Genomic DNA, 20,503 nt, shown 5'->3' with positions numbered 1-20,503 from the left:
ACCGGGCGTTCGTGTACAGACGGTAGTCACAGTTTCTGGGGGCGCCGGGCGGGGCCCGGCGGGGGTCATCGCAGGCCGTCCACGTCCAGGATCAGCGCCATGCGACCATCGCCGATCAAGGTTGCACCGGCATAACCGCGCAGGCCGCGCAGGGCTTTGGGCAGCGGCTTGATGACCACTTCCTCGCGCCCGCGCACCTGGTCCACGACCAGCCCGAAGCGTGCCTCGCCGGCCTGCAGCACCACAATGGTCAGCAGGGTGGAGGCGGCCGGCGTCACATCCAGCCACTGGCGCAGATCGACCAGCGGCAGGGTGTGCGAGCGGCGGTCGAGCACGGCACGGCCATCGAACCAGCCCAGCGAGGTGCGCGGCGCGTGCAGCACTTCCATCACGCGCGCCAGCGGCAGCGCGTAGACGTCCTCGCCGGCCTGCACCAGCAGCGTCGGCAGGATCGCCAGGGTCAGCGGTACGCGGATCAGGAAGCGGCTGCCACGGCCCAGCTCCGACTGGATCTGGATCTGGCCGCTGAGTTCGCGGATACGGGACTGCACCACGTCCATGCCGACGCCGCGGCCGGAGATGTCGGTCACCTGCTGCTTGGTCGAGAAGCCGGGCAGGAACACCAGGTGCAGGCATTCCTCGCTGCTCAGGCGGGCGGCGGCTTCCGGATCGATCAGGCCCTTCTCGCGTGCCTTGGCGCGCAGCTTTTCCGGGTCGATGCCGGCGCCATCGTCCTGCACCTCGATGCTGACGTAGTCACCTTCCTGCTGCGCCGACAGGCGCACATGGCCCATCCGCGGCTTGCCCTGCGCTTCGCGCAGTTCGGGCATTTCCACGCCATGGTCGATGGCATTGCGGACCAGGTGAACCAGCGGGTCGGCCAGGGCTTCGACCAGGTTGCGGTCGAGCTCGGTCTCGGCGCCGATCAGTTCCAGATCCACTTCCTTCTTCAGCGAGCGGGCGACATCGCGGGCGACCTTGGGGAAGCGCGAGAACACCTTGCCGACCGGCTGCATGCGGGTGCGCATCACCGCCGACTGCAGTCGCGCGGTGGCGATGTCCAGGGTCGATACGGCGCGGTCCAGCTCTTCATCGCGCAGGCGTGCGCGCAGCGTCTTCAGGCGGTTGCGTGACAGCACCAGCTCGCCGATCAGGTTGACGATCGCATCCAGGCGCTTGGTATCCACGCGCACGGTGTGCTCGGCTTCGGCCAGCGGCTTGGCGGCCGGCTTGGCTGCCGGGGTGGCGGCCGCCGGGCGCGGCGCAGGCGTCGCAGCGACCGGCGTGGCGGCGACCGGCTTGCTGCCGGGCGCGGCGCCACCGTGCAGCTGGTCGAGCAGGGCTTCGAACTCGTCTTCGCTGATCAGGCCGTCGTCGGCCTTCTTCGCCGGCGCGACCGCGGTCGGCGCGTTGCCGCCGTGCAGCTGGTCGAGCAGGGCCTCGAATTCGTCTTCGGTGATCAGGTCGCCGCCCGCAGCGGCGGGTGCGGCGGCGGTCGGGGCTGCGGTACCGCCACCGTGCATGTCGAACTGTGCGATCAGCTCCGGCGGCGCATAGCCCGGCTCGGTGCCCGAGGACACCGCATCGAGCATCGACTGCAGGTAATCCAGCGATTGCTGGGCGGCGTCGAAGTGATGGGCCTGCAGCACGGCCTGGCCGGCACGCGCGATGCCGAGGGCTTCTTCAGCGGCGTGGCACAGCTCGACCATGGCGGTGACGCCGAGGAAGCCGGCGCCGCCCTTGAGCGTGTGGTAGCCGCGGAACACTGCGTTGAGCTGCTCGCTGTCCTGCGGTGCCTGCTCCAGCGACACCAGCTGTTCGCCCAGGCGGTCCAGGATTTCCTGTGCCTCGATGATGAAATCGGCAGTGATGTCGTCGGATACCGCGCTCATGCTTACAGCCCCAGATCCGACAACAGGTCGTCGGCGTCGTTCTGCGAGACCGCGTGGCGGTCCAGTCCCTTCAGTGCCGGCCCGGCCAGTTCCGGGTCGGTGCGATGCTGTTCCGGCGGCAGGCCGAGCGCGCCGAAGCCTTCGTGCACGCGGCGCACGATGCCGACCACGCGACGGATGATCTGCCCGGTCAGGTCCTGGTAGCTCTGGGTCAGGGCGATCTCGGTGAGGTTGTGGCGGATGCGCTCAAGCTGCGCGTCCTGGCCCGGCTGCAGGCCTTCGGCGCGCAGTTGCTCGGTCAGGCTGCGGCATTCCTCGGCCAGGTCCAGGGTGCGGTGGGTGGCCTGTTCGGTCATCGCCACCACGTGGTCCAGGCGCGCGCAGGCGTCGTCCAGTTCGCCGGCATCGCTGGGCACGGTCGGCAGTTCACCCAGCGCCTGGCCGAGTTCGCGGGCCAGCCGCGAAAGACCGCTCATCATCGGCTGCGTGCGCAGCGCGACCAGTCCGTCGATGCGCTGCCGCCAGGCGGCCTCGTCACCCGACTCCAGCGCGTCCAGGGCTTCCTGCAGGCGCAGGGCAAGGGCGTTCTTGTCGACCGTGGTTTCCATCAGGCGCTGGCCGCCAGGCGTTCGAAGATCTTGCCCAGCTTTTCTTCCAGGGTCTGCGCGGTGAACGGCTTGATGATGTAGCCGTTGACGCCGCTCTGGGCGGCTTCGATGATCTGCTCGCGCTTGGCTTCGGCGGTCACCATCAACACCGGCAGGGTCTTCAGCTTGGCATCGGCGCGGATCGCCTTGAGCAGCTCGATGCCGGTCATCACCGGCATGTTCCAGTCGGTGACCACGAAATCGAACGGCTGGCTCTGCAGCAGCGACAGCGCGGCATGCCCGTCCTCGGCTTCGGCGGTGTTGGTGAAGCCCAGATCGCCCAGCAGGTTCTTGACGATGCGACGCATGGTCGAGAAGTCGTCGACGATCAGGATGCGCATGTTCTTGTTCAAAGCAGAGTTCCTTTGTTGTTCATTCCGGGCGGCCGGGGGCAGCCGCCTCGGGGATGTTCATTCTTCAAGGCCGGCGTCGACCGCCTCGAAAATCTTCAGTCGGCCACGCAGGCGCAGCACCGCCTGGCCGTGGATCTGGCAGACCCGCGACTCGCTCACGCCGAGCACCGCACCGATCTCCTTCAGGTTCAGCTCCTGCTCGTAGTAGAGCGAGAGCACCAGCTGTTCGCGCTCGGGCAGGTGGCCGATGGCCTTGCCCAGCTCGCGGCCGAACTCGCCGCGCTCCAGCACCTGCTGCGGGGTCGGGCCGCCCTGGGCGACGGTATCCAGTTCGCCCTGGTCCTCGATACGCGATTCCAGGCTCAGCACCTGGCCGCGCGCGGCGTCTTCCATCAGTCGCAGGTATTCGGGCAGCGGCATGTCCATCGCGGCGGCCACTTCGGTGGCGCTGGCGGCACGACCACTGCTCTGTTCCAGGCGGCGGATGGTGGCAGCAGCATCGCGTGCACGGCGGTGCACCGAACGCGGCACCCAATCACCACGACGGATCTCGTCGATCATCGAACCGCGGATGCGGATCGACGCGTAGGTCTCGAACGAGGCGCCCTGGTCGGCGTCGTAGCTGCGCGAGGCCTCGATCAGGCCCATCATGCCGGCCTGGATCAGGTCGTCGACTTCGACGCTGGCCGGCAGGCGTGCGGCCAGGTGGTGGGCGATGCGCCGCACCAGGTCCGAATGCTGGGCGATGACCTCGTTGGCCGCCGAGCGCTGGACCTCCCGGTACTGGGCTGCGCCTTTCATGCGGCCACCCCGCGCTGCTTGAGGATGCGTTCGAGGAAGAACTCGACGCCGCCACGCGGTTCGGTCGGCGCCTGCCAGCGCGCGGTGCGCCGTGCGATCTCGGTGATCGCCAGTGCAGCCGGGCTGGATGGGTAGGCCTTGACCACCGGCTGCTGGCGCTGCACCGACAGGCGCAACCAGTCATCCTGCGGCACGCAGCCCAGGTAATTCAATGAGACATCGGCCAGGAACTTCTCGCAGACGCGGGTCAGCTTTTCGTACAGCACGCGGCCTTCGTTGGGGTCGCGCACCATGTTGGCCACCACCTGGATGCGGTCCACCCCACGCTCGCGCGAGAGCACCTTGATCAGCGCGTAGGCGTCGGTGATCGAGGCCGGTTCGTCGCAGACCACCACCACGGTGTCCTGTGCGGCCTGGCAGAAGGTCAGCACGCCATCGGTGATGCCGGCGGCGGTGTCCACCACCATGATGTCCAGCTCGCGCTCCAGTTCGGAGAACACGTTGACCAGGCCGACGTGCTCGGCCGGGGCCAGTTCGGCCATGTGCCGGCGGCCGGACGCGGCCGGGACCACCAGCACGCCGTTCGGGCCTTCGACGATGACGTCATCCAGCGAGCAGCGGCCGGCGACCAGGTCGGCCAGCGTGAAGGTGGGGTTCAACCCCAGGATCACGTCGATGTTGGCCAGGCCCAGGTCCGCATCCAGCAGCAGCGTGCGCTTGCCCATGCCGGCCAGCGCCACGGCCAGGTTGGCCGACACGTTGGTCTTGCCCACGCCGCCCTTGCCGCCGGTCACGGCAATGGTGCGCACAGGGCCGAGCGGCTCGCTGCGGGTGGCCGACAGCGGGAAGGTCTTGGTCAGCTTGGCGTACTCACGCGACGGCATGGTTCAACTCCGGGTTGCAGGGCATATCGGCCGCTCGGCGCAAATCTTCAAGGCGAAGTACGAGATTGGCCGCACTGGCCCGGTGCAGGTCCTCCGGTACGTCCTGGCCGTCAGTCACCCAGGTGATCGGCAGGCTGTGATCCACGGCCACCGACAGCGCGTTGCCGAAACGGCCGGTCTCGTCCAGCTTGCTCAGCACCAGCCCCTGCAGGTTGGCCGCGCCAAAGCGGCGGACCACCTCGTCCATGTCGCCGAAACTGGTGTTGGCCGGCAGCAGCAGCAGGGTGCGCACCTGGCGGGCGGCGCGCAGCCACTGCAGCTGGGCGGCCAGTGCGCGGTCACGCGGGCCCAGGCCGGCGGTGTCGATCAGCACCAGCTTGTAGTCCTTCAGGCGTTCCAGCAGCTGGTCCAGGTCGGTACCGCTGTTGGCCTCGTGCACGGCGATGCCGAGCTGGCGGCCATAGCCGTACAGCTGTTCGCGGGCGCCGATGCGGGTGGTGTCGGTGGTCACCAGGGCAACGTCACGCGGGGCGTGCTTCTCGGCGAAGCGCGAGGCCAGCTTGGCGATGGTGGTGGTCTTGCCGGCGCCGGTCGGGCCGACCAGCGCGATCACACCGCCTTCTTCCAGCGGGTCGACCGGGGCGATCGGCAGCTTGCGCGAGATCAGCCCCAGCATCAGCCCGCGGCCGCGGTGGGCTTCGGTCTCCAGCGGGATCTGCATGGCCACGTCGCGGGCCAGGCCAGCGTCGAAGCCGTACTCATCCATCAGGTCCAGGGCGGTGGCACGCACCGGGCAGCCGCGCAGGCGCTCGTCGGTGAAGCGGTTCATCTCGCGCTCGATCACCTGGCGCATGCCGGCCACTTCCTGGCGCAGCTGGCGGATCTCGGCGTCGTCCTGGGCCACCACGGTCAGCGCCGGGGCCGGCGCCAGCATCGGCGCCGGGCTGGCGTCGTCGGCGGCGTCCACCGGTGCCGGTTCGCTGACGGTCGATTCGGCCGGCGCCTCGGCCACGGCGGCAGTCGGCAGCGGCGGCGGTTGCACTGCCGGGGCGGGGCTTTCGTGATGCGTTTCGTGCGGCGGGTCGATCTGGAAGCGGGCGCGGTTGGGTGCTGCTACGGCCACCGCTGCCGGCGCGACGATGGCGTCGGCGAACGGGGCGAAGATCTGTTCCGGCAGCGTCGGTTCGTTGACGGCGGCGCGCGCCAGGGTGGCGGCGAAGCCGGTGCTGCCACGGGTCGGCACGATCTCGTCGGCGCTGTCCAGGGTGCGGCCGGTGGCACCGACCGCGGCGCGGGCCAGGGCCGCCACCGCCGAGGTGGTGGCGGCGACCGGTTCCGGTGCCGGGGTGCTGCTGCGGCGGCGGGTGACGGCGGCAATCACCGCATCGGCGGCGGTACGCGGCTTCGGTGCCGGCGGCGGCGCCACGTCACGGCGCGAGGCTTCCAGTGCACGCTGCACGGCGCTCTCATCATAGTTGGCGGCGGCCACGATCTCGATGCCTTCCTCGATCCGGCGGTTGGACAGGATCACGGCGTCGGGGCCGTGTTCCTTGCGCACCAGGTTCATGGCCGAGCGCATGTCGGCGGCGACGAATCGTTTGATTTTCATGCTGTGGTCACGGGACGAAGACGGCGGGGTGGCGTTCGGGGAACTCGGGTGGTCGGTGGTCTGCACGGTGCGGGTTCCCCTTGGTATCTGTCTGTTGCGTTGGTTCGGAAGTGGTGTCTGTTTTCTGGCGCATCGGCGGGCGGCGTCAGCTGATCGTTCCGACCAGCTTCAGGCGCTTGTCCTCCGGCACCTCGCTGTAGGCCAGGACCGACAGCGACGGAACGCTGTGGCGGACCAGGCGCGCCAGCGCGGCGCGCACCGGGCCGGGTACCAGCACGACCGCGGGCTCATTGCGGGCTTCCTGCTTGCTGACACAGTCGGCCAGGCTCTGGTGCAGTCGCTCGGCGAGTCCGGGTTCCAGCGCGGCGCCGTTGCCCTGCGTGGACTCCTGCAAGACACGTTCCAATTGCGGGTTGAGGGTGAACACCGGCAGCTCCGCCGACATTCCGGCGATCTCCTGCACGATGAAGCGGCCCAGCGCGGTGCGCACCGCGGCGGTCAGCACGGCCGGATCCTGGCTGCCGGGGGCATGTTCGACCAGCGATTCGGCGATCTTGCGCAGCTGGCGGATCGGGATGCGCTCGACCAGCAGGTTCTGCAGCACGCGCACCACGGCCGACAGCGGCAACGCCTTGGGCGTCAGATCTTCGACGAGCTTGGGCGCACTCTTGGCCAGGTTGGCCAGCAGGTGCTGCACTTCTTCGTGGCCGAGCAGTTCCGGGGCGTGCTCGCGGATCAGGTGCGAAAGATGGGTGGCCACCACGGTGGCCGGGTCGACCACGGTGTAGCCCAGCGTTTCGGCCTGGGCGCGCTGGTGCGGCTGGATCCAGGTGGCATCCAGGCCGAACGCGGGGTCCTTGCCGGCGATGCCTTCCAGTGTGCCGAGCGCACTGCCCGGGTCCAGTGCCAGTTCGCGGTCCGGATGGATCTCGGCGGTGGCCACCGGCACGCCGTGCACCAGCACGCGATAGCCGTTGGCCGGCAGTTCCAGGTTGTCGCGGATGTGCACCGATGGAATCAGGAAGCCGACATCCTGGGTCAGCTTGCGGCGCACGCCCTTGATGCGCGCCATCAATTCGCCGCCCTGGTTGCTGTCCACCAGCGGAATCAGCCGGTAGCCCACCTCCAGCCCCAGCGGATCGACCGGGCGCAGCTCGTCCCAGCTCAGTTCCGCCGTCGGTGCCGCTGCGGCCGGACGGCCCAGCGCGTTCAGCGCGGCGCCATCGCCTGCGCCGGCAGCGGCGTCGGAAGCCGGCTGCTTCTCCTTGCGGTACAGCTTCCAGGCAATGAACCCGAGGATCGCCGCCAGCGTCAGGAATGCGACGTTAGGCATGCCCGGCACCAGGCCGACCAGGCCGACGATGCCGGCGGTGATCGCCAGCGCGCGGTACTGGCCGAACACCTGGCCGGTCATGGCCTGGGCCATGTCCTGAGAGCGCGAGGCACGGGTCACCAGCATTGCCACCGCGCTGGACACCAGCAGCGCCGGCAGCTGCGCCACCAGCCCGTCACCGATGGACAGCAGGGTGTAGGTGGCGGCCGCTTCGCCGAACGGCATGCCATGCTGCAGCACGCCCACGGCCAGGCCGCCGAGCATGTTGATGAACAGGATCAGGATGCCGGCGATGGCATCGCCGCGGATGAACTTGCTGGCACCGTCCATCGCGCCGTAGAAGTCGGCTTCCTCGCGTACTTCCTCGCGGCGCAGCTTGGCTTCTTCACGGGTCAGCAGGCCGGCGTTGAGGTCAGCGTCGATGGCCATCTGCTTGCCGGGCATGGCGTCGAGGATGAAGCGCGCGGTCACTTCCGAGACGCGGCCGGCCCCCTTGGTGATGACCACGAAGTTGATGATGGTCAGGATCGCGAACACCACGATGCCGACCGCGTAGTTGCCGCCGATCACGAATTCGCCGAAGGAGGCGATGACCTTGCCAGCCGCCTCGTGGCCGTTCTGGCCGTTGAGCAGGATCACGCGGGTGGAGGCCACGTTCAGCGCCAGCCGCAGCATGGTGGTGATCAGGAGCACGATCGGGAAGATGGTGAAATCCAGCGGGCGCTTCACGTAGACCACCGCCAGCAGCACCATCAACGAGATGGCGATGTTGAAGGTGAACAATGCATCGAGCACCGGCGCCGCCAGCGGCACCACCACCATGGCCAGCAGGGCCAGCACGATCAGCGGCGCGCCAAGGCCCTGGCGGATCATTTCCAGGGCGCGGCGGGTGTTGAAACCGGTCGAGGGCTGGGCGCTCACGGGCGGCCTCCCTTGCCGAATTCATCCACCTGGATGTGCGGGGCGTCCGGCATCGGGCCAGTGCGCCAGGTGCGCAGCTGGTAGACGTAGGACAGGACCTGGGCGACGGCTGAATACAGTCTCACGGGGATTTCCTTTCCGAGTTGGCCTTCCCGATACAAGGCGCGTGCCAAAGGCGGGGCAGAGACGATGGCGACCTTGTTGCCGTCGGCCACTTCGCGGATGCGCAGGGCGGTCTCGTCCACGCCCAGCGCCACCACGGTGGGGGCGTTCATTGCGCCGCCTTCGTACTTCAGGGCTACCGCGTAGTGGGTGGGGTTGACCACCACCACGTCGGCGGTGGGGACCGCTTCCATCATCCGGCGGTTGGCCATCTGCTGCTGCAGCTGGCGGATGCGCCCCTTCACCTCGGGGCTGCCCTCGCTTTCCTTCATTTCCCGGCGCAGTTCCTCGCGGGTCATCTTCAGCTTGCGCATCCAGTTCCAGCGCTGGTACGGCGCATCGATGGCGGCCAGCACCAGCATCGCGCCGGCGGTGGCCAGCAGCAGGCGCAGGGTGAAGCCCAGGCCATCGGTGATGGCGGTCTCCAGCGGGTGGTGGATCAGCCCGCGCAGGGTGTCAAAGCCGGTCCAGACCACCAGCCCGGCGGCCACGCCAACGAAGGCCACGCGCAGCAGCGACTTGGTGAATTCGGCGATGGCCTCCGGGCCATACAGCCGCTTGAGCCCGCTCATCGGGTTCAGGCGGTTGATGTCGGGCAGCAACGCCTTCTGCGACCAGCGCAGGCCGCCCATCACCAGCGGTGCGACGAAGCTGGCCAGCAGGCAGACCAGCACCAGCGGCGCGATCACCAGCAGGAACTGCAGCAGCAGGTCGCCGAAGTGGCCGAACAGTTCCTTCGGGTTCTGCCGCAGGCTCTGTTCCGGGCTGAGCGCCTGCTTCATCCAGGCCGTGGCGCCACGCCCGATCGAGCCGCTCATGGCCATCACCGCCAGCACGCCGGCACCGAACACGGCGGCCGTGCCCAGTTCCCGCGAGCGTGGCAGGTTGCCCTGTTCACGGGCATCGCGCAGGCGTTTTTCGGTCGGTTGTTCGGTCTTTTCGCCGGCGGATTCGTTCTCGGACATCAGGGGTACTACGGCAGGAGATGCCGGGGTACGTGCAAGAACCGTTCCGTGATGGTGGGTCGCTCATCCACCCATGGCGTGGAGCTACAGGAGGGTATTGCAGGGAGCGTTCCGTGACGGCGGGCGGCGGCACGGCTGGCACCGGGCCATGCCCGGCGCAATCATCCATCCGGCGTTGCCGGCCGCAACGGAATCGACACCACGCTGTGGCTGTGCCAGTCCACGCGCAGCGGCTGGCCCGCATCGGCGGCCGATTCATCGCTGACATCGCGGCCGGTGCCGTGATTCACCTGATGCATGGCGTCTTTCAGTACGTCCACCTTGACCAACAGGCGGCTGCCCGCGGCCAGGCGGCGCGCGACCATGCGCGTGCGGTCGAAGGGCAGGTGGGTCCACTGCCCGGGGGGCAGCAGCTGGCGTGTGGTCGGGTCACGTACGTGGCTGGCCCGGCCCATGTAGTAGGACAGCTGCACGCGGCGGCCATCGGCCATCAGTTCGTACAGGGTGACGGTGAAATCGAAGTCGCGTTTATTGATCCGCACCTTCAGGTCGCCGGAGAAGCTGCCCACCAGATCCATCGGGCCGGTAACGGGATCGGTGACAAAGGACAGCGCCGTATCCCTTTCGTCCTGAGCTTCGATGATCGGGAACGGGTAGTAGCCATGCCGTATTTCATCGCGGTCGGCCAGGTCCACGGTCTGCCCCAGCTGGCCTGGGGCTGGCGGCTGTTCCTGCAGGCGGTGGTAGCCATCGACCGAAGCGGGCGCGGCCGAGAGGAAGTAGCGGTGGTGAACACCTGCGGCGGCGTCCAGTGTTGCCGCATGCCCCCAGCGGTTGGCGCCCATCAGCTGGTAGTTCACGCGGTCGGGCACCAGCGCCGGGCGCGGGGCGCCGCGCAGCACATGGTCCAGCCACTGGAAGGTCAGTGCAGCCGTGTCGAACTGCGCGACGGCATCCAGGTCGTATCCGCGCAGCTGCATCGGTTTGATCGCCGACTGCGCACCGCGATGGTCATAGGGGCCGATCAGCAGGGCATGCTCGGCATCGGGGCGGTGCCGCAGGTGGTCCTTGAAGTACTGCAGTGCCGAGATCTGGCCATCGTCGTAGTAGCCGGTGATGGTCAGCACCGGGATGCGGATGTCGTCGAACTGGTCGCCATAGGGAACCATCGACTGCCAGTAGGCGTCGTAGGCCGGGTGATCGAGCCAGCGCTGAAGCCAGGGATTGGGCGTGCCATCGACCTGGTCGATCTGCCGGTAAGGGCGGCCGGAGGCATACCAGCGGCGCGGCAGCTGCGACCAGCGCTCGTTCTGGTTGTAGGTGTCGTTGTCCAGCATCGGGCCATTGGCCACGTAGAAGGCCCAGCCATAGTTGGCACTGTGAAACACGTTGTTCTCCATCGGCAGGCCCTGGCCGGGGATGGCGGCAACGTAGGGCACGATGGTCTTCAGTGCGGGGTGGTGATGGCGGGCCGCGGCCCAGGCGGTGAAGCCCTCGTAGCTGCCGCCGTACATGGCCACGCGGCCGTCGCTCCACGGCTGGCGGCTGGTCCAGTCGATCGCCGCGTTGGCATCGTCGCCATCGTGCTCGTAGGGGGCGACGCTGCCGCTGCCCTGGCCCTTGCCGCGCGCGTCGACCACGATGCCGGCGTAGCCGTGGGCAGCGGCCAGCAGCATCTTCAGCCGGTTCTTGGCCGGATCGGTGTAGATGGTGAAGAGCATGGCCGCCGGCAGGGGTGCCTGCGCGGCCCTGGGCCGGGCCAGCTGCGCCGACAGCACGACGCCATCGCCGGCGGGGATGCGCAACGCATCGTCGATGAGGAAGCGGCGTTGTTCTTCGGCCGCGACCAGTGGTGGGGCCAAGGCGGCGGCCAGGGTCTGTGCACGCAGCAGTGCACGCAGTCGCAACAATTCCAGGGCGACGGCCTGGGGCAGGGCGGTGGTGCCGGCCTGCGCGGCGATGGCCTGCGCCAGCTGCGCCTGCGCGGTGGCAGGTTCCACCGCGAGCGCGGTTTCCGCCTGCACGGCGGCGACGTCGCCGAGGTCGGCAAAGGTGTTGTGGAAGGCACGCGCATACCCCGCTGCGTCCTGCTCACCGGCCGTGGCGAGCAGCAGCATCGGTACCCAGCGCTGCGCCGCCGCGCTGTCGCCGGCGCTTGCCAGGCCGGCGCGTACCTGCTGGATCAATGGCCGTGCTTCGGTGGCCCGGCCCAGCGCCAGCAGCGCGTGGCTGCGCTGCGCATTGGTCAGGGAGGCAGATTCCAGCAGCTCGGTGCCCAGTGTTCGCAGGGCTGCGTCGGTCTGCACGGGGGATGCATCGGCTGGCAATGACCAGGGCAGATCAGCGGCGGCGGCGTGGCCAACAGCGAGGGCCAGCAACAGGCCGGCAAGCGGGGTGCGTAGGGCCACGGACGCTTCCTTGGAGGGTGGTGGAACGGCGCATCCACGCATGGCGTGGATCTACCGCGGATCGATACCCGATGGTAGCGCCGGGCCATGCCCGGCGGGAGCCGAGCGCAGGCTCGGCGCTACAAGGGAGCGTTGTCGCCAGGGGGTGGGTTCTGCGCCAGCTCCACCCGTGGCCGCGGCAGGTCGTGCAGCTGCATGAAGCGCGCGGCATCGACCGGGCGGCCGAGCAGGTAGCCCTGCAGGTAGTCGCAGCCCAGCCGCTCCAGGTAGGCGCGCTGGGCGGCGGTTTCCACGCCTTCAGCCACGATGTCCATGTCCAGTGCGTGGCCCAGCGCCACGATCGCCGAGACGATCACCACGTCTTCGGCGCTGTGCTCCAGGTCGCGCACGAAGGCGTGGTCGATCTTGATCTCGGTGGCCGGCAGCCGCTTCAGGTACAGCAGGCTGGAATAGCCGGTGCCGAAGTCGTCGATGGAGATGCCTACGCCCAGTGCCGACAGTGCCTGCAACAGGCGCAGGCTGGTATCGGTATCGCGCATCACCGTGCTTTCGGTGATTTCCAGCACCAGATGGCGCGGGATGATCTGGTGGCGCTCGATCACCTCGCGCACATCCTGCAGCAGATGCGGCGAGCTGAACTGCACCGGCGAAAGGTTCACCGACATCGACCAGCCGTCATGGCCGGCATCATGCCAGCGGCGCAGCTGCTGGCACGCCTGGTCCAGCGCCCAGCGGCCGATCTCGTTGATCGCGCCGCTGCGCTCGGCCAGGCGGATGAAGCGGTCCGGTGGAATCAGGCCGTGCTCGGGGTGGCGCCAGCGGATCAGGGCTTCGGCACCGGCCACCTTCTGCGTGGCCACGCGGATCTTGGGCTGGTAGTGGAGGAACAACTGCTCGCTGCCGATCGCGCGGCGCAGGTCGGCCAGCAGGCGGAACTGCTGCTCGGCGCTGTCGTTCATCCAGTCGGCGAACAGCACGAAGGCATTGCGTCCGGATTCCTTGGCCTGGTACATCGCCGCATCGGCGAAGGCCATCAGCTGGCGTTCGCTTGCGGCATGGTCCGGGCAGATCGCCACGCCGATGCTGGCGGTGACCTGCAGTTCGTTGTCCGGCAGCAGTGGACCGCTGCCGACCGCCTGCAGGATGCGTCGGGCCAGGGTGGGCAGGTCTTCATCGTGTTCGATTCGCACCACCATCACGAACTCGTCGCCGCCCAGCCGCGCCAGCAGGTCATGCGGGCGCAACAGCTGGCGGGTGCGCTCGGCCACGGCCACCAGCAGCGCGTCGCCGGCCTGGTGGCCATAGGCATCATTGACCTGTTTGAAGCCGTCCAGGTCCATGAACATCACCGCGAAGCGGCTGCCACCCTGTTCGGCTTCGGCCAACGCCTGCACGATGCGCCGCTGCAACAGCAGGCGGTTGGGCAGGCGGGTCAACGGGTCGTGCAGGGCGGCCTGGGTCAGTTCCTGCTGCGCATCGGTCAACGAGGTGCTCAACATTGAATTGCGCAGGCGCAGCAGCTGCGCTTCCACGCGCTGGTCCAGCCAGGACACCACCAGCACCACGGCCAGGATGGCCACGGTCAGCACCACCACCAGCATCGCCAGCCAGTCGTTCTGCAGGCCGTCACCCACCGCCGCGCCGCAGATGCTGCCTTCGGGGAAGCGCGCGGCCGCCATGCCGGTGTAATGCATGCCAACGATGGCCAGGCCGAGCATGCCCGCCGCCGCCAGCCGGTCTCCAACCCGGGTGCGCTGCGCGCGCAGGCGGAACGCCACATACAACGCGGTCCAGGAGGCGGCCACCGCCACCAGCAGCGAGAACAGCAGCCAGCCGGGGTCGTAGTCGATGCCCGGCTGCATGCGCATGGCGGCCATGCCGACGTAGTGCATGCCGGCGATGCCAGTGCCCATCAGCAGTGCGCCGCCAGCCAGGCGTGGATGCGGCAGCGTGCGCAGAGACACCAGCCACAGTGCGAACACCGAGGAGGCAATGGCCAGGGTGAGCGAGAGCAGGGTGATCGGCAGGTCGTAGCCCAGCGGTATGGGCAGATCGAAGGCGAGCATGCCGATGAAATGCATCGACCAGATGCCCAGGCCCATTGCGAAGCCCCCTCCCAGCCGCCACCACCATGCCGCGCCCTTGCCGGGGGCGGTGACGGTGCGCCCGGCCATGGCCAGCGCGGTATAGGAAGCCATCACGGCAACCAGCAGTGAGGTCGCCACCAGCCATGGGTTGTACGTGCCTACCAGCATTCGTCAGTCTCCCGGACCTGCCTGTCGACGGAAACTACGGTGGGGCATGCATGAGGCAGGCCGTCGCGCAGGCGCGCCGGCCAGGTGCGGCGTCCCCCCTGGACGTCGCGCATTCACTCTAACGCGCAGACCCGGGGGGACTTCAAGCGGCAGGACGTGAAATCCGGCCCTCGTGCCCCCCGGGTAGAGCCGATGCTTGGCTTGCTTTGCCCTTGTAGCGTTGAGCCATGCTCGACTGGCATGGGTCGACGGTACAGGAGGGCGGGTCAGCGCGTGACCGCGTCCGCCGCCTGGAAGGCCGCATCGAACAGGCGTTGGACCGGCGGGCCCATTTCCCCGGCCAACAGCGCCAGCAGGAACAGACCCAGCAGCAGCGACACCGGCAGGCCGAGCTGGATCGGGTTGAGCGCCGGCGCGGCACGGGCCAATACGCCGAAGGCCAGATTCACCGCCAACATCGCCACCGTCAGTGGAATGGCCAGCGTCAGCGCACCACGCAGCACGGTCAGCAGGAAGGTCGGGGCGATGCTGAAGAACGCATGCGGGTCGGGCAACGGTGTGCCGATCGGCAGTGCGCGATAGCTGTCCACCATCAGCGAGATCAGCGCGAGGTGACCATTGGCGGTGAAGAACAGCAGCCCGAACAGCAGGTAGAACCACTGTCCGATTACGCCGGAGGTGCCGCCACGCAGCGGGTCGCTCATCTGCGCGAAGGCCAGGCCGGTGCCCTGGGCGATCAGTTCGCCGGCCAGCGCACCGGCCTCGAACACCAGCCGCAACAGGAAGCCGATGGCCACCCCAATGGCCAGCTCGCGGGCAATGGTGAGCACGGTGGCCGCGTCAAAGCCGGTCCAGTCCGGTACCGGCGGCAGCAGCGGCGCCAGTGCGATGGCCAGGGTGGCGGCCAGGATCACGCGGATCCGCGCCGGTACCGCGCGCGTGCCGACCATGGGCATGGCCATGGCCACCGCACCGATGCGCAGCAGCGTCCACAACACCGTGCCGATCATGCCGAAGGCCTGCAGGCCGTCGGCTGCCATCTGGGTGGCGGCGTCCATCGAAGCGTGCGTCCTAGCCGATCAGGTGCGGGATGCGCTGGAACAGCAGCGTGGTGAACTCGACTAGGTGGCCGATCAGCAGGCTGCCCAGCGCGAACAGCACCGCGGTCAGTGCCGCCGCCTTGGCGACGAAGGCGATGGTCGGTTCGTTGAGCTGGGTCGCGGCCTGCACCACGCCGACCACCACGCCCACCACCAGTACGGTCAGCAGCAGCGGGCCGGCCACCCACAACACGGTGATCAGGCCGCCACGCAGTTCAGTCAGGGCAAGTTCGGGAGACATGGTCTTTCCATCGGTAGCGCCGGGCCGTGCCCGGCGAGCTCATGTAGCGTCGAGCCATGCTCGACGGCCATTTCGGGGTTGAATCAGGCCGGATTGAAGCTGGCCGCCAGCGTGCCCACGGTCAGCACCCAGCCATCGACCAGCACGAACAGCAGGATCTTGAACGGGGCCGAGACCAGCATCGGCGACAGCATCATCATGCCCATCGACATCAGCACGCTGGCCACCACCAGATCGATGATCACGAACGGAATGAAGATCAGGAAGCCGATCTCGAAGGCGGTCTTCAGTTCGCTGGTGACGAACGAGGCGACCAGCACCGGGAACGGAATCGCGTCGGGGCTGGCGTAGGTACCGTGCCCGGCGATGCCGGCAAAGGTCATCAGGTCGGTCTCGCGGATCTGGGCCAGCATGAACGCACGCAGCGGCTGGGTAGTCATCGTCCAGGCGGTCTGGAAGTCGATGTCACCGTTGAGGTAGGGCGCCATGCCCGTGCTCCAGGCTTTGTCCCAGGTGGGCAGCATGATCATTGCAGTGAGAAACAGGGCCAGGCCCAGCAGCACCTGGTTGGACGGCGTCTGCCCGGTGCCCAGCGCCTGCCGCAGCAGTCCCAGCACGATGATGATGCGGGTGAACGAGGTCAGCACCAGCAGCATCGACGGGATCAGCGTGATCGCCGTCATCAGCAGCAGCGTCTGCAACGGCAGGCTGACCGGCGCACCGCCGATCTTGCCCACGTTGATGTCCGGCAGCGGCGTGGCCGGCGCGCCGGGCGCGGCGAAGGCCAGCGCCGGCAACAGGCACAGGGTGAGCAGGATCAGCCACGGCATCAGCGCGGCGAAACGGGAACGGGTGACACGCATGTCAGGGGTCCTTGCGCAGCCGCTGCTGCAGCAGCTGGGCGAAATTCGGCAGGTTCTTGAAATCCGGCACGCGCACCGGCGCCGGGGGCGGCAGCGGTTCGGGCAGGGTGTGCAGGGTGTTGATGCCGCCGGCAGTCACGCCCAGCAGCAGCTGCTGGCCGTTGACCTCGACCACCACCACGCGTTCCTTGGCGCCGACACTGAGGCTGGCCACCAGCTTCATGCCTTCGGCCGGGCGGAAGCCGCTGCCGGGCATGCGCTTGAGCAGCCAGCCCAGGCCAACGACCAGGGCCAGCACGGCCAGCAGCGCCAGCACCGCGCCGAACAGGCTCGGCGCGGCCGCCGCGTGCTGGCCGACCGGTGTGGCGGCCTTGCCGACCGCCAGCAGGGTGGAGGCCAGCGCGATCAACGCAGTCTCCGGATCCGCTCGCTCGGGCTGACCACATCGGTCAGGCGCACGCCGAAGCGGTCATTGATCACCACCACCTCACCGTGGGCGATCAGGGTGCCGTTGACGAACACATCCAGCGATTCGCCAGCGCCGCGTTCCAGTTCCACCACCGAGCCCTGGTTGAGCTGCAGCAGGTTGCGGATCGGCAGGCGCGCGCGCCCCACTTCCAGCGACAGGGTCACCGGCACATCGAGGATCACGTCCAGGTTCAGGTCCGGGCCGTTCGCCTCGTCGGCCTGCAGGCTGCTGAACTGGGCCGGGGTGGGTTCGAGGGCGTCGATATCGTTCATTGCGGGTCTTCCTGGATGACGGGTACGCGCGGACGGGTGCCCGGCGGATGGGTAGCGGTGATCTTCACCGCGTTCATGCCGTTGGCGATGCCGAACTCACCGGTGAACACCGGGATGTTCTCCACGCACAGCGGCACCTGCGGGGTCAGCTCGATCGGCAGGATGTCGCCGACTTTCAGCTGGGTCAGGTCACGCAGGGTCATGCGCTTGCTGGCCAGCACGCTGGACAGGGTCACCTCGGCGACGTTGAGCTGTTCGCGCAGGGTCTGGCCCCAGCTCTCGTCGCGGTCGTTGCGGTCGCTCTGGATGCCGGCATCGAGCAGCTCGCGGATCGGCTCGAGCATCGAATAGGGCAGGGTGACGTGGATGTCGCCGCCGCCGCCGTCAAGCTCGACGTGCAGGCGGCAGACCACCACGTACTCGCGCGGCGTCACGATGTTGGCGAAGTGCGGATTGATTTCCGAGTTGATGTACTCGAAGTCGACATCCATCACCGGTGCCCAGGCTTCGCGCAGATCGGCGAAGGTCTGCTTGAGCAGCAGGTGGATCACCCGCATTTCGGTGGCGGTGAACTCGCGGCCTTCGATGCGGGTGGGGTAGCGCCCGTCGCCGCCGAAGAAGTTGTCGACGATGGCAAACACCAGGGTCGGTTCGAACACGATCAGGCCGGTGCCACGCAGCGGCTTGAAGCGGATCAGGTTCAGGTTGGTCGGCACATACAGCGAGTGCATGTAGTCGTTGAACTTGATCAGCTCGATGCCGCGCACCGACAGTTCAGCCGAGCGGCGGATCAGGTTGAACAGGCCGATGCGCCACAGGCGCGCGAAGCGCTCATGAACCATCTCCAGGGTGGGCATGCGACCGCGGATGATGCGGTCCTGGCTGGCGAAGTCGTACGAACGTGCCTCGCCCGAAGGCGGTTCCGCATCGGTCTCGACCGCGCCACTGTCCACACCGTGGAGCAGGGCATCGATCTCGTCCTGGGACAGCAGGTCATTCATCGGTGGGCCCTTACTGGGTCACGAAGCTGGTGAACAGCAGATCGTCGGCGCCGTTGCTGCCGGTCTCGGCCTTGAGCACTTTCTGCACTTCGGCCAGCGAGGCGGCCTGCAGCTTCTGCTTGCCGGCGATGTCGGCGATCTGGTCGGGGCTGACCTGCGAGAACAGCATCAGCAGCCGTGCACGGATGGCCGGCGCATGGGTCTTGATCGCTTCCAGCGCGGCCGGATCGCGGGTCATCAGCTGCACTTCCAGCTGCAGGTAGCGCGGACCGTCAACCGGGCCATTGAGGTTGACCACGAAGGCCGGATCCAGCGCGAAGTACTGGGCCGGCGCCGGCGCAGCAGCTTTCTTCGGGGCCTGCGCGGCCTTCTCTTCATGCTTGGACTGGGTGAAGAACCAGACGCCGCCACCGGCGGCTGCGGCGGCCAGTACGGCCACCAAGGCGGTGATCAGGATCGGACTGCGCGGCTTGGCGGCCTTGTCCTTCTCGGCGGTCTTCTTGGTTTTGTCAGCGGCTGCGGCCACGGGGTGAAGCTCCTGAGGGTTGCTTCACCGGGATATGCAAGGGGTGTGCCGAAGGCGGGGCGAGGGGTGCGACGGATTTCCGTCGGGTTCCCGGCGTTCCGCCGGGCATGGCCCGGCGCTACCGTTGTTCTGGTGGGTGCCAACCTTGGTTGGCACGCCTGTCAGGCGTAGGCGTCCAGCAACCCGCGCTGGCGGATCATCTGCGCGGACGACATCCCGGCGTCGCCCGGCGACGGTTCTCCGTCACCCATCATGCCGCCGCTGCCGGCCTGCCCCGACGCTTGACCGTCACCGCCCGGTGATTGATGACCGACATCGGCATGGGCCAGCTGGAAGCCCTGTTCGCCCAGCAGTTCGCGCAGGCGCGGCAGGCTGCTTTCCAGCGCCTGGCGCACATCCACGTGCGGGCTGCTGAAGCTGGCGTGCACCTTGTCGCCGTTGAGCTGAAGGCGCACGTCCACCGGGCCCATGTCATCCGGGCTGAGCCGGATATGGGCATGGCCGATCTTCTGGTCGGCCAGCCAGCCCAGGCGTGTGCCGATGGCCTGGTCGAAACCATCGTCGCCCAGTACCGGCTTCGGCGTCGGTTCACCGTTGAAGATGGCAGTACCGGTGGCAAGCGCCGACTTCAGTTCCTGCAGCGCCGCAGGGGTGGGGGCATGCAGCAGCGGCGTCGCGGCACGGTCGCCGATCGCGGTCAGGTCGCTGCCGTCGCCCTGCTCACCGCGCTTGCTGCCAGGCAGGACCAGCTCCGGCAAGGGCAAGGCGCCGGCATCGTCGGCGGTGGGCGCGGCGGTTGTGCTCGCGGTGGCCGCTGCCGGTGCACCGGCAGTGGCGGCGATCGGCAAGGCCGGCGTGGTGGCCGGCACTGCGGTGTCGGGCAATGCGCTACCGCTGCTGGCAACGGCGGCGGGGGCGGTGGGCAGGGCGGTTGCCGGATCAACCGGAACCGCGACGGCCAGCACCAGCCCGGCCAGACCCAGCGGGGGCCACGGCGCGTCGTCGCTGGCCAGCGCCTTGTCCTTGTCGGGGGAGGGCTCGGCCGTGCCCGGCGGCAACGGCGGCGCCGTCGCCGGTTCATTGCCAGCCGCGTCGGGTTCTGCGGTGCGCTCGTTGCGCGTACGCCCGTTGCCATCCGAGGTCGCTGCCTGGCCCGATGCGGACGTGCTCGGTGCGGAGGCGGTATCGCCTGCCCGCGCCGGCGCCGATGGCGCGGGGCCGCCCTGTAGCAGCTGGCTGAAATCCTTGCTGCTTTCATTGCGCGCGCCACGGCCCGCCGCGGTGCCGGTGGCCGAGGTGGAAGCGCTGGCGCTGCCGGAAAGCGCGGTAGGCATCACGGGCGACCTCCCTGTTCACTGCCGTCCTGGTCTTCGTTCTGCACCAGGCGTGCACGGCGGGCACCGATATCGTCCATCTCGCGCTGGTCGCGGCGGTCGGTCACCACCTTTTCCTGTGCACGATAGCTGGCGGCCAGCTGCTCGAGCACGGCCTTGTCGCGGCTGGCCAGGATCAGCCGCGCACGCTCGGCTTCCACTTTTTCGCGATTGCCGTTGACGGTGGCCTGCTGCTGTTCCACCGCACTGTCCAGCCGGTCGAGGAAGGCGCGGCGATTGAGCAGCTGCGCCGGGCTGGTGGCCGCCATCTGTGCGTTGGCGTACTCCTCGGCGTAGCGGCGCAGTTCGTCCAGTCGCGATAGGTGGGTGTCGAGCACGCGCTGGCGCTCGGCCAGGTCACGGGCCACCGCGTCCTCATGTTCCTGGGCCCGCTTGAGCAGGGGGTCGATGCGCTTGGACTGGTTCAT

Annotated in this window: 19 protein-coding genes; all 19 read right to left on the bottom strand. The window is 68.4% G+C overall.

Going from position 1 to position 20,503, the window contains the following annotated elements; all coding sequences use genetic code 11:
• Nucleotides 1-65: 65 nt before the first annotated feature.
• On the bottom strand, nt 66-1,892 hold the full coding sequence (locus tag LZ605_RS05905; protein ID WP_249844086.1) for a chemotaxis protein CheA: 1,827 nt from the start codon (nt 1,890-1,892) through the stop codon (nt 66-68).
• 2 nt (nt 1,893-1,894) lie between these two features.
• Nucleotides 1,895-2,500 carry a protein phosphatase CheZ gene (locus LZ605_RS05900; RefSeq protein ID WP_249844085.1) on the bottom strand — a complete coding sequence of 202 codons (606 nt, stop codon included), beginning with the start codon at nt 2,498-2,500 and terminating at the stop codon, nt 1,895-1,897.
• The gene (cheY, locus tag LZ605_RS05895; protein ID WP_006365466.1) at nt 2,500-2,892 is read right to left on the bottom strand and encodes a chemotaxis response regulator CheY; all 393 of its coding nucleotides are present in this window, start codon (nt 2,890-2,892) and stop codon (nt 2,500-2,502) included. The genes LZ605_RS05900 and cheY overlap by 1 nt, the downstream gene beginning before the upstream one ends.
• 57 nt (nt 2,893-2,949) lie before the next feature.
• Nucleotides 2,950-3,693 (bottom strand): RNA polymerase sigma factor FliA, encoded by a 744-nt coding sequence (locus LZ605_RS05890; protein WP_057496426.1) that lies wholly within the window; start codon nt 3,691-3,693, stop codon nt 2,950-2,952.
• Entirely contained in the window at nt 3,690-4,577 is an 888-nt protein-coding gene (locus LZ605_RS05885) for a MinD/ParA family ATP-binding protein (protein WP_005409532.1), read from the bottom strand. Before LZ605_RS05885 ends, LZ605_RS05890 begins: the two co-directional genes overlap by 4 nt.
• Complete coding sequence (gene flhF, locus LZ605_RS05880; protein WP_249844084.1) at nt 4,564-6,186, bottom strand: flagellar biosynthesis protein FlhF; 1,623 nt, start codon at nt 6,184-6,186, stop codon at nt 4,564-4,566. Before flhF ends, LZ605_RS05885 begins: the two co-directional genes overlap by 14 nt.
• A gap of 145 nt (nt 6,187-6,331) precedes the next feature.
• On the bottom strand, nt 6,332-8,392 hold the full coding sequence (flhA, locus tag LZ605_RS05875) for a flagellar biosynthesis protein FlhA (RefSeq protein ID WP_249844997.1): 2,061 nt from the start codon (nt 8,390-8,392) through the stop codon (nt 6,332-6,334).
• A gap of 44 nt (nt 8,393-8,436) precedes the next feature.
• On the bottom strand, nt 8,437-9,567 hold the full coding sequence (gene flhB, locus LZ605_RS05870; protein WP_107230443.1) for a flagellar biosynthesis protein FlhB: 1,131 nt from the start codon (nt 9,565-9,567) through the stop codon (nt 8,437-8,439).
• A 161-nt stretch (nt 9,568-9,728) separates the two neighbouring features.
• The gene (locus LZ605_RS05865) at nt 9,729-11,975 is read right to left on the bottom strand and encodes a CocE/NonD family hydrolase (RefSeq protein WP_249844083.1); all 2,247 of its coding nucleotides are present in this window, start codon (nt 11,973-11,975) and stop codon (nt 9,729-9,731) included.
• A gap of 119 nt (nt 11,976-12,094) precedes the next feature.
• Complete coding sequence (locus LZ605_RS05860) at nt 12,095-14,230, bottom strand: putative bifunctional diguanylate cyclase/phosphodiesterase (protein WP_249844082.1); 2,136 nt, start codon at nt 14,228-14,230, stop codon at nt 12,095-12,097.
• A gap of 266 nt (nt 14,231-14,496) precedes the next feature.
• Entirely contained in the window at nt 14,497-15,288 is a 792-nt protein-coding gene (gene fliR, locus LZ605_RS05855) for a flagellar biosynthetic protein FliR (RefSeq protein ID WP_249844081.1), read from the bottom strand.
• Nucleotides 15,289-15,301: 13 nt separating this feature from the next.
• Complete coding sequence (locus LZ605_RS05850; protein ID WP_005413254.1) at nt 15,302-15,571, bottom strand: flagellar biosynthetic protein FliQ; 270 nt, start codon at nt 15,569-15,571, stop codon at nt 15,302-15,304.
• Between the two features lie 83 nt (nt 15,572-15,654).
• The gene (fliP, locus tag LZ605_RS05845) at nt 15,655-16,434 is read right to left on the bottom strand and encodes a flagellar type III secretion system pore protein FliP (protein WP_409461374.1); all 780 of its coding nucleotides are present in this window, start codon (nt 16,432-16,434) and stop codon (nt 15,655-15,657) included.
• Nucleotide 16,435: 1 nt separating this feature from the next.
• On the bottom strand, nt 16,436-16,843 hold the full coding sequence (fliO, locus tag LZ605_RS05840; protein ID WP_249844080.1) for a flagellar biosynthetic protein FliO: 408 nt from the start codon (nt 16,841-16,843) through the stop codon (nt 16,436-16,438).
• Nucleotides 16,840-17,175, bottom strand: coding sequence for a flagellar motor switch protein FliN (fliN, locus tag LZ605_RS05835; protein WP_005409543.1), 336 nt, complete (start codon nt 17,173-17,175; stop codon nt 16,840-16,842). The genes fliO and fliN overlap by 4 nt, the downstream gene beginning before the upstream one ends.
• Nucleotides 17,172-18,176: a flagellar motor switch protein FliM gene (fliM, locus tag LZ605_RS05830; protein ID WP_249844079.1), complete on the bottom strand. Its 1,005-nt coding sequence runs from the start codon at nt 18,174-18,176 to the stop codon at nt 17,172-17,174. The genes fliN and fliM overlap by 4 nt, the downstream gene beginning before the upstream one ends.
• 10 nt (nt 18,177-18,186) lie before the next feature.
• Nucleotides 18,187-18,702, bottom strand: a complete 516-nt coding sequence (locus tag LZ605_RS05825; RefSeq protein WP_107230449.1) for a flagellar basal body-associated FliL family protein — start codon at nt 18,700-18,702, stop codon at nt 18,187-18,189.
• Between the two features lie 161 nt (nt 18,703-18,863).
• Nucleotides 18,864-20,036, bottom strand: coding sequence for a flagellar hook-length control protein FliK (locus LZ605_RS05820; protein ID WP_249844078.1), 1,173 nt, complete (start codon nt 20,034-20,036; stop codon nt 18,864-18,866).
• Complete coding sequence (gene fliJ, locus LZ605_RS05815; protein WP_107230451.1) at nt 20,036-20,503, bottom strand: flagellar export protein FliJ; 468 nt, start codon at nt 20,501-20,503, stop codon at nt 20,036-20,038. The genes LZ605_RS05820 and fliJ overlap by 1 nt, the downstream gene beginning before the upstream one ends.

The organism is Stenotrophomonas maltophilia (genome assembly GCF_023518235.1).
GTDB lineage: Bacteria > Pseudomonadota > Gammaproteobacteria > Xanthomonadales > Xanthomonadaceae > Stenotrophomonas.
Note: the sequence above shows the minus strand (reverse complement) of the source record. Positions and strands in the feature narration are given on the sequence as shown.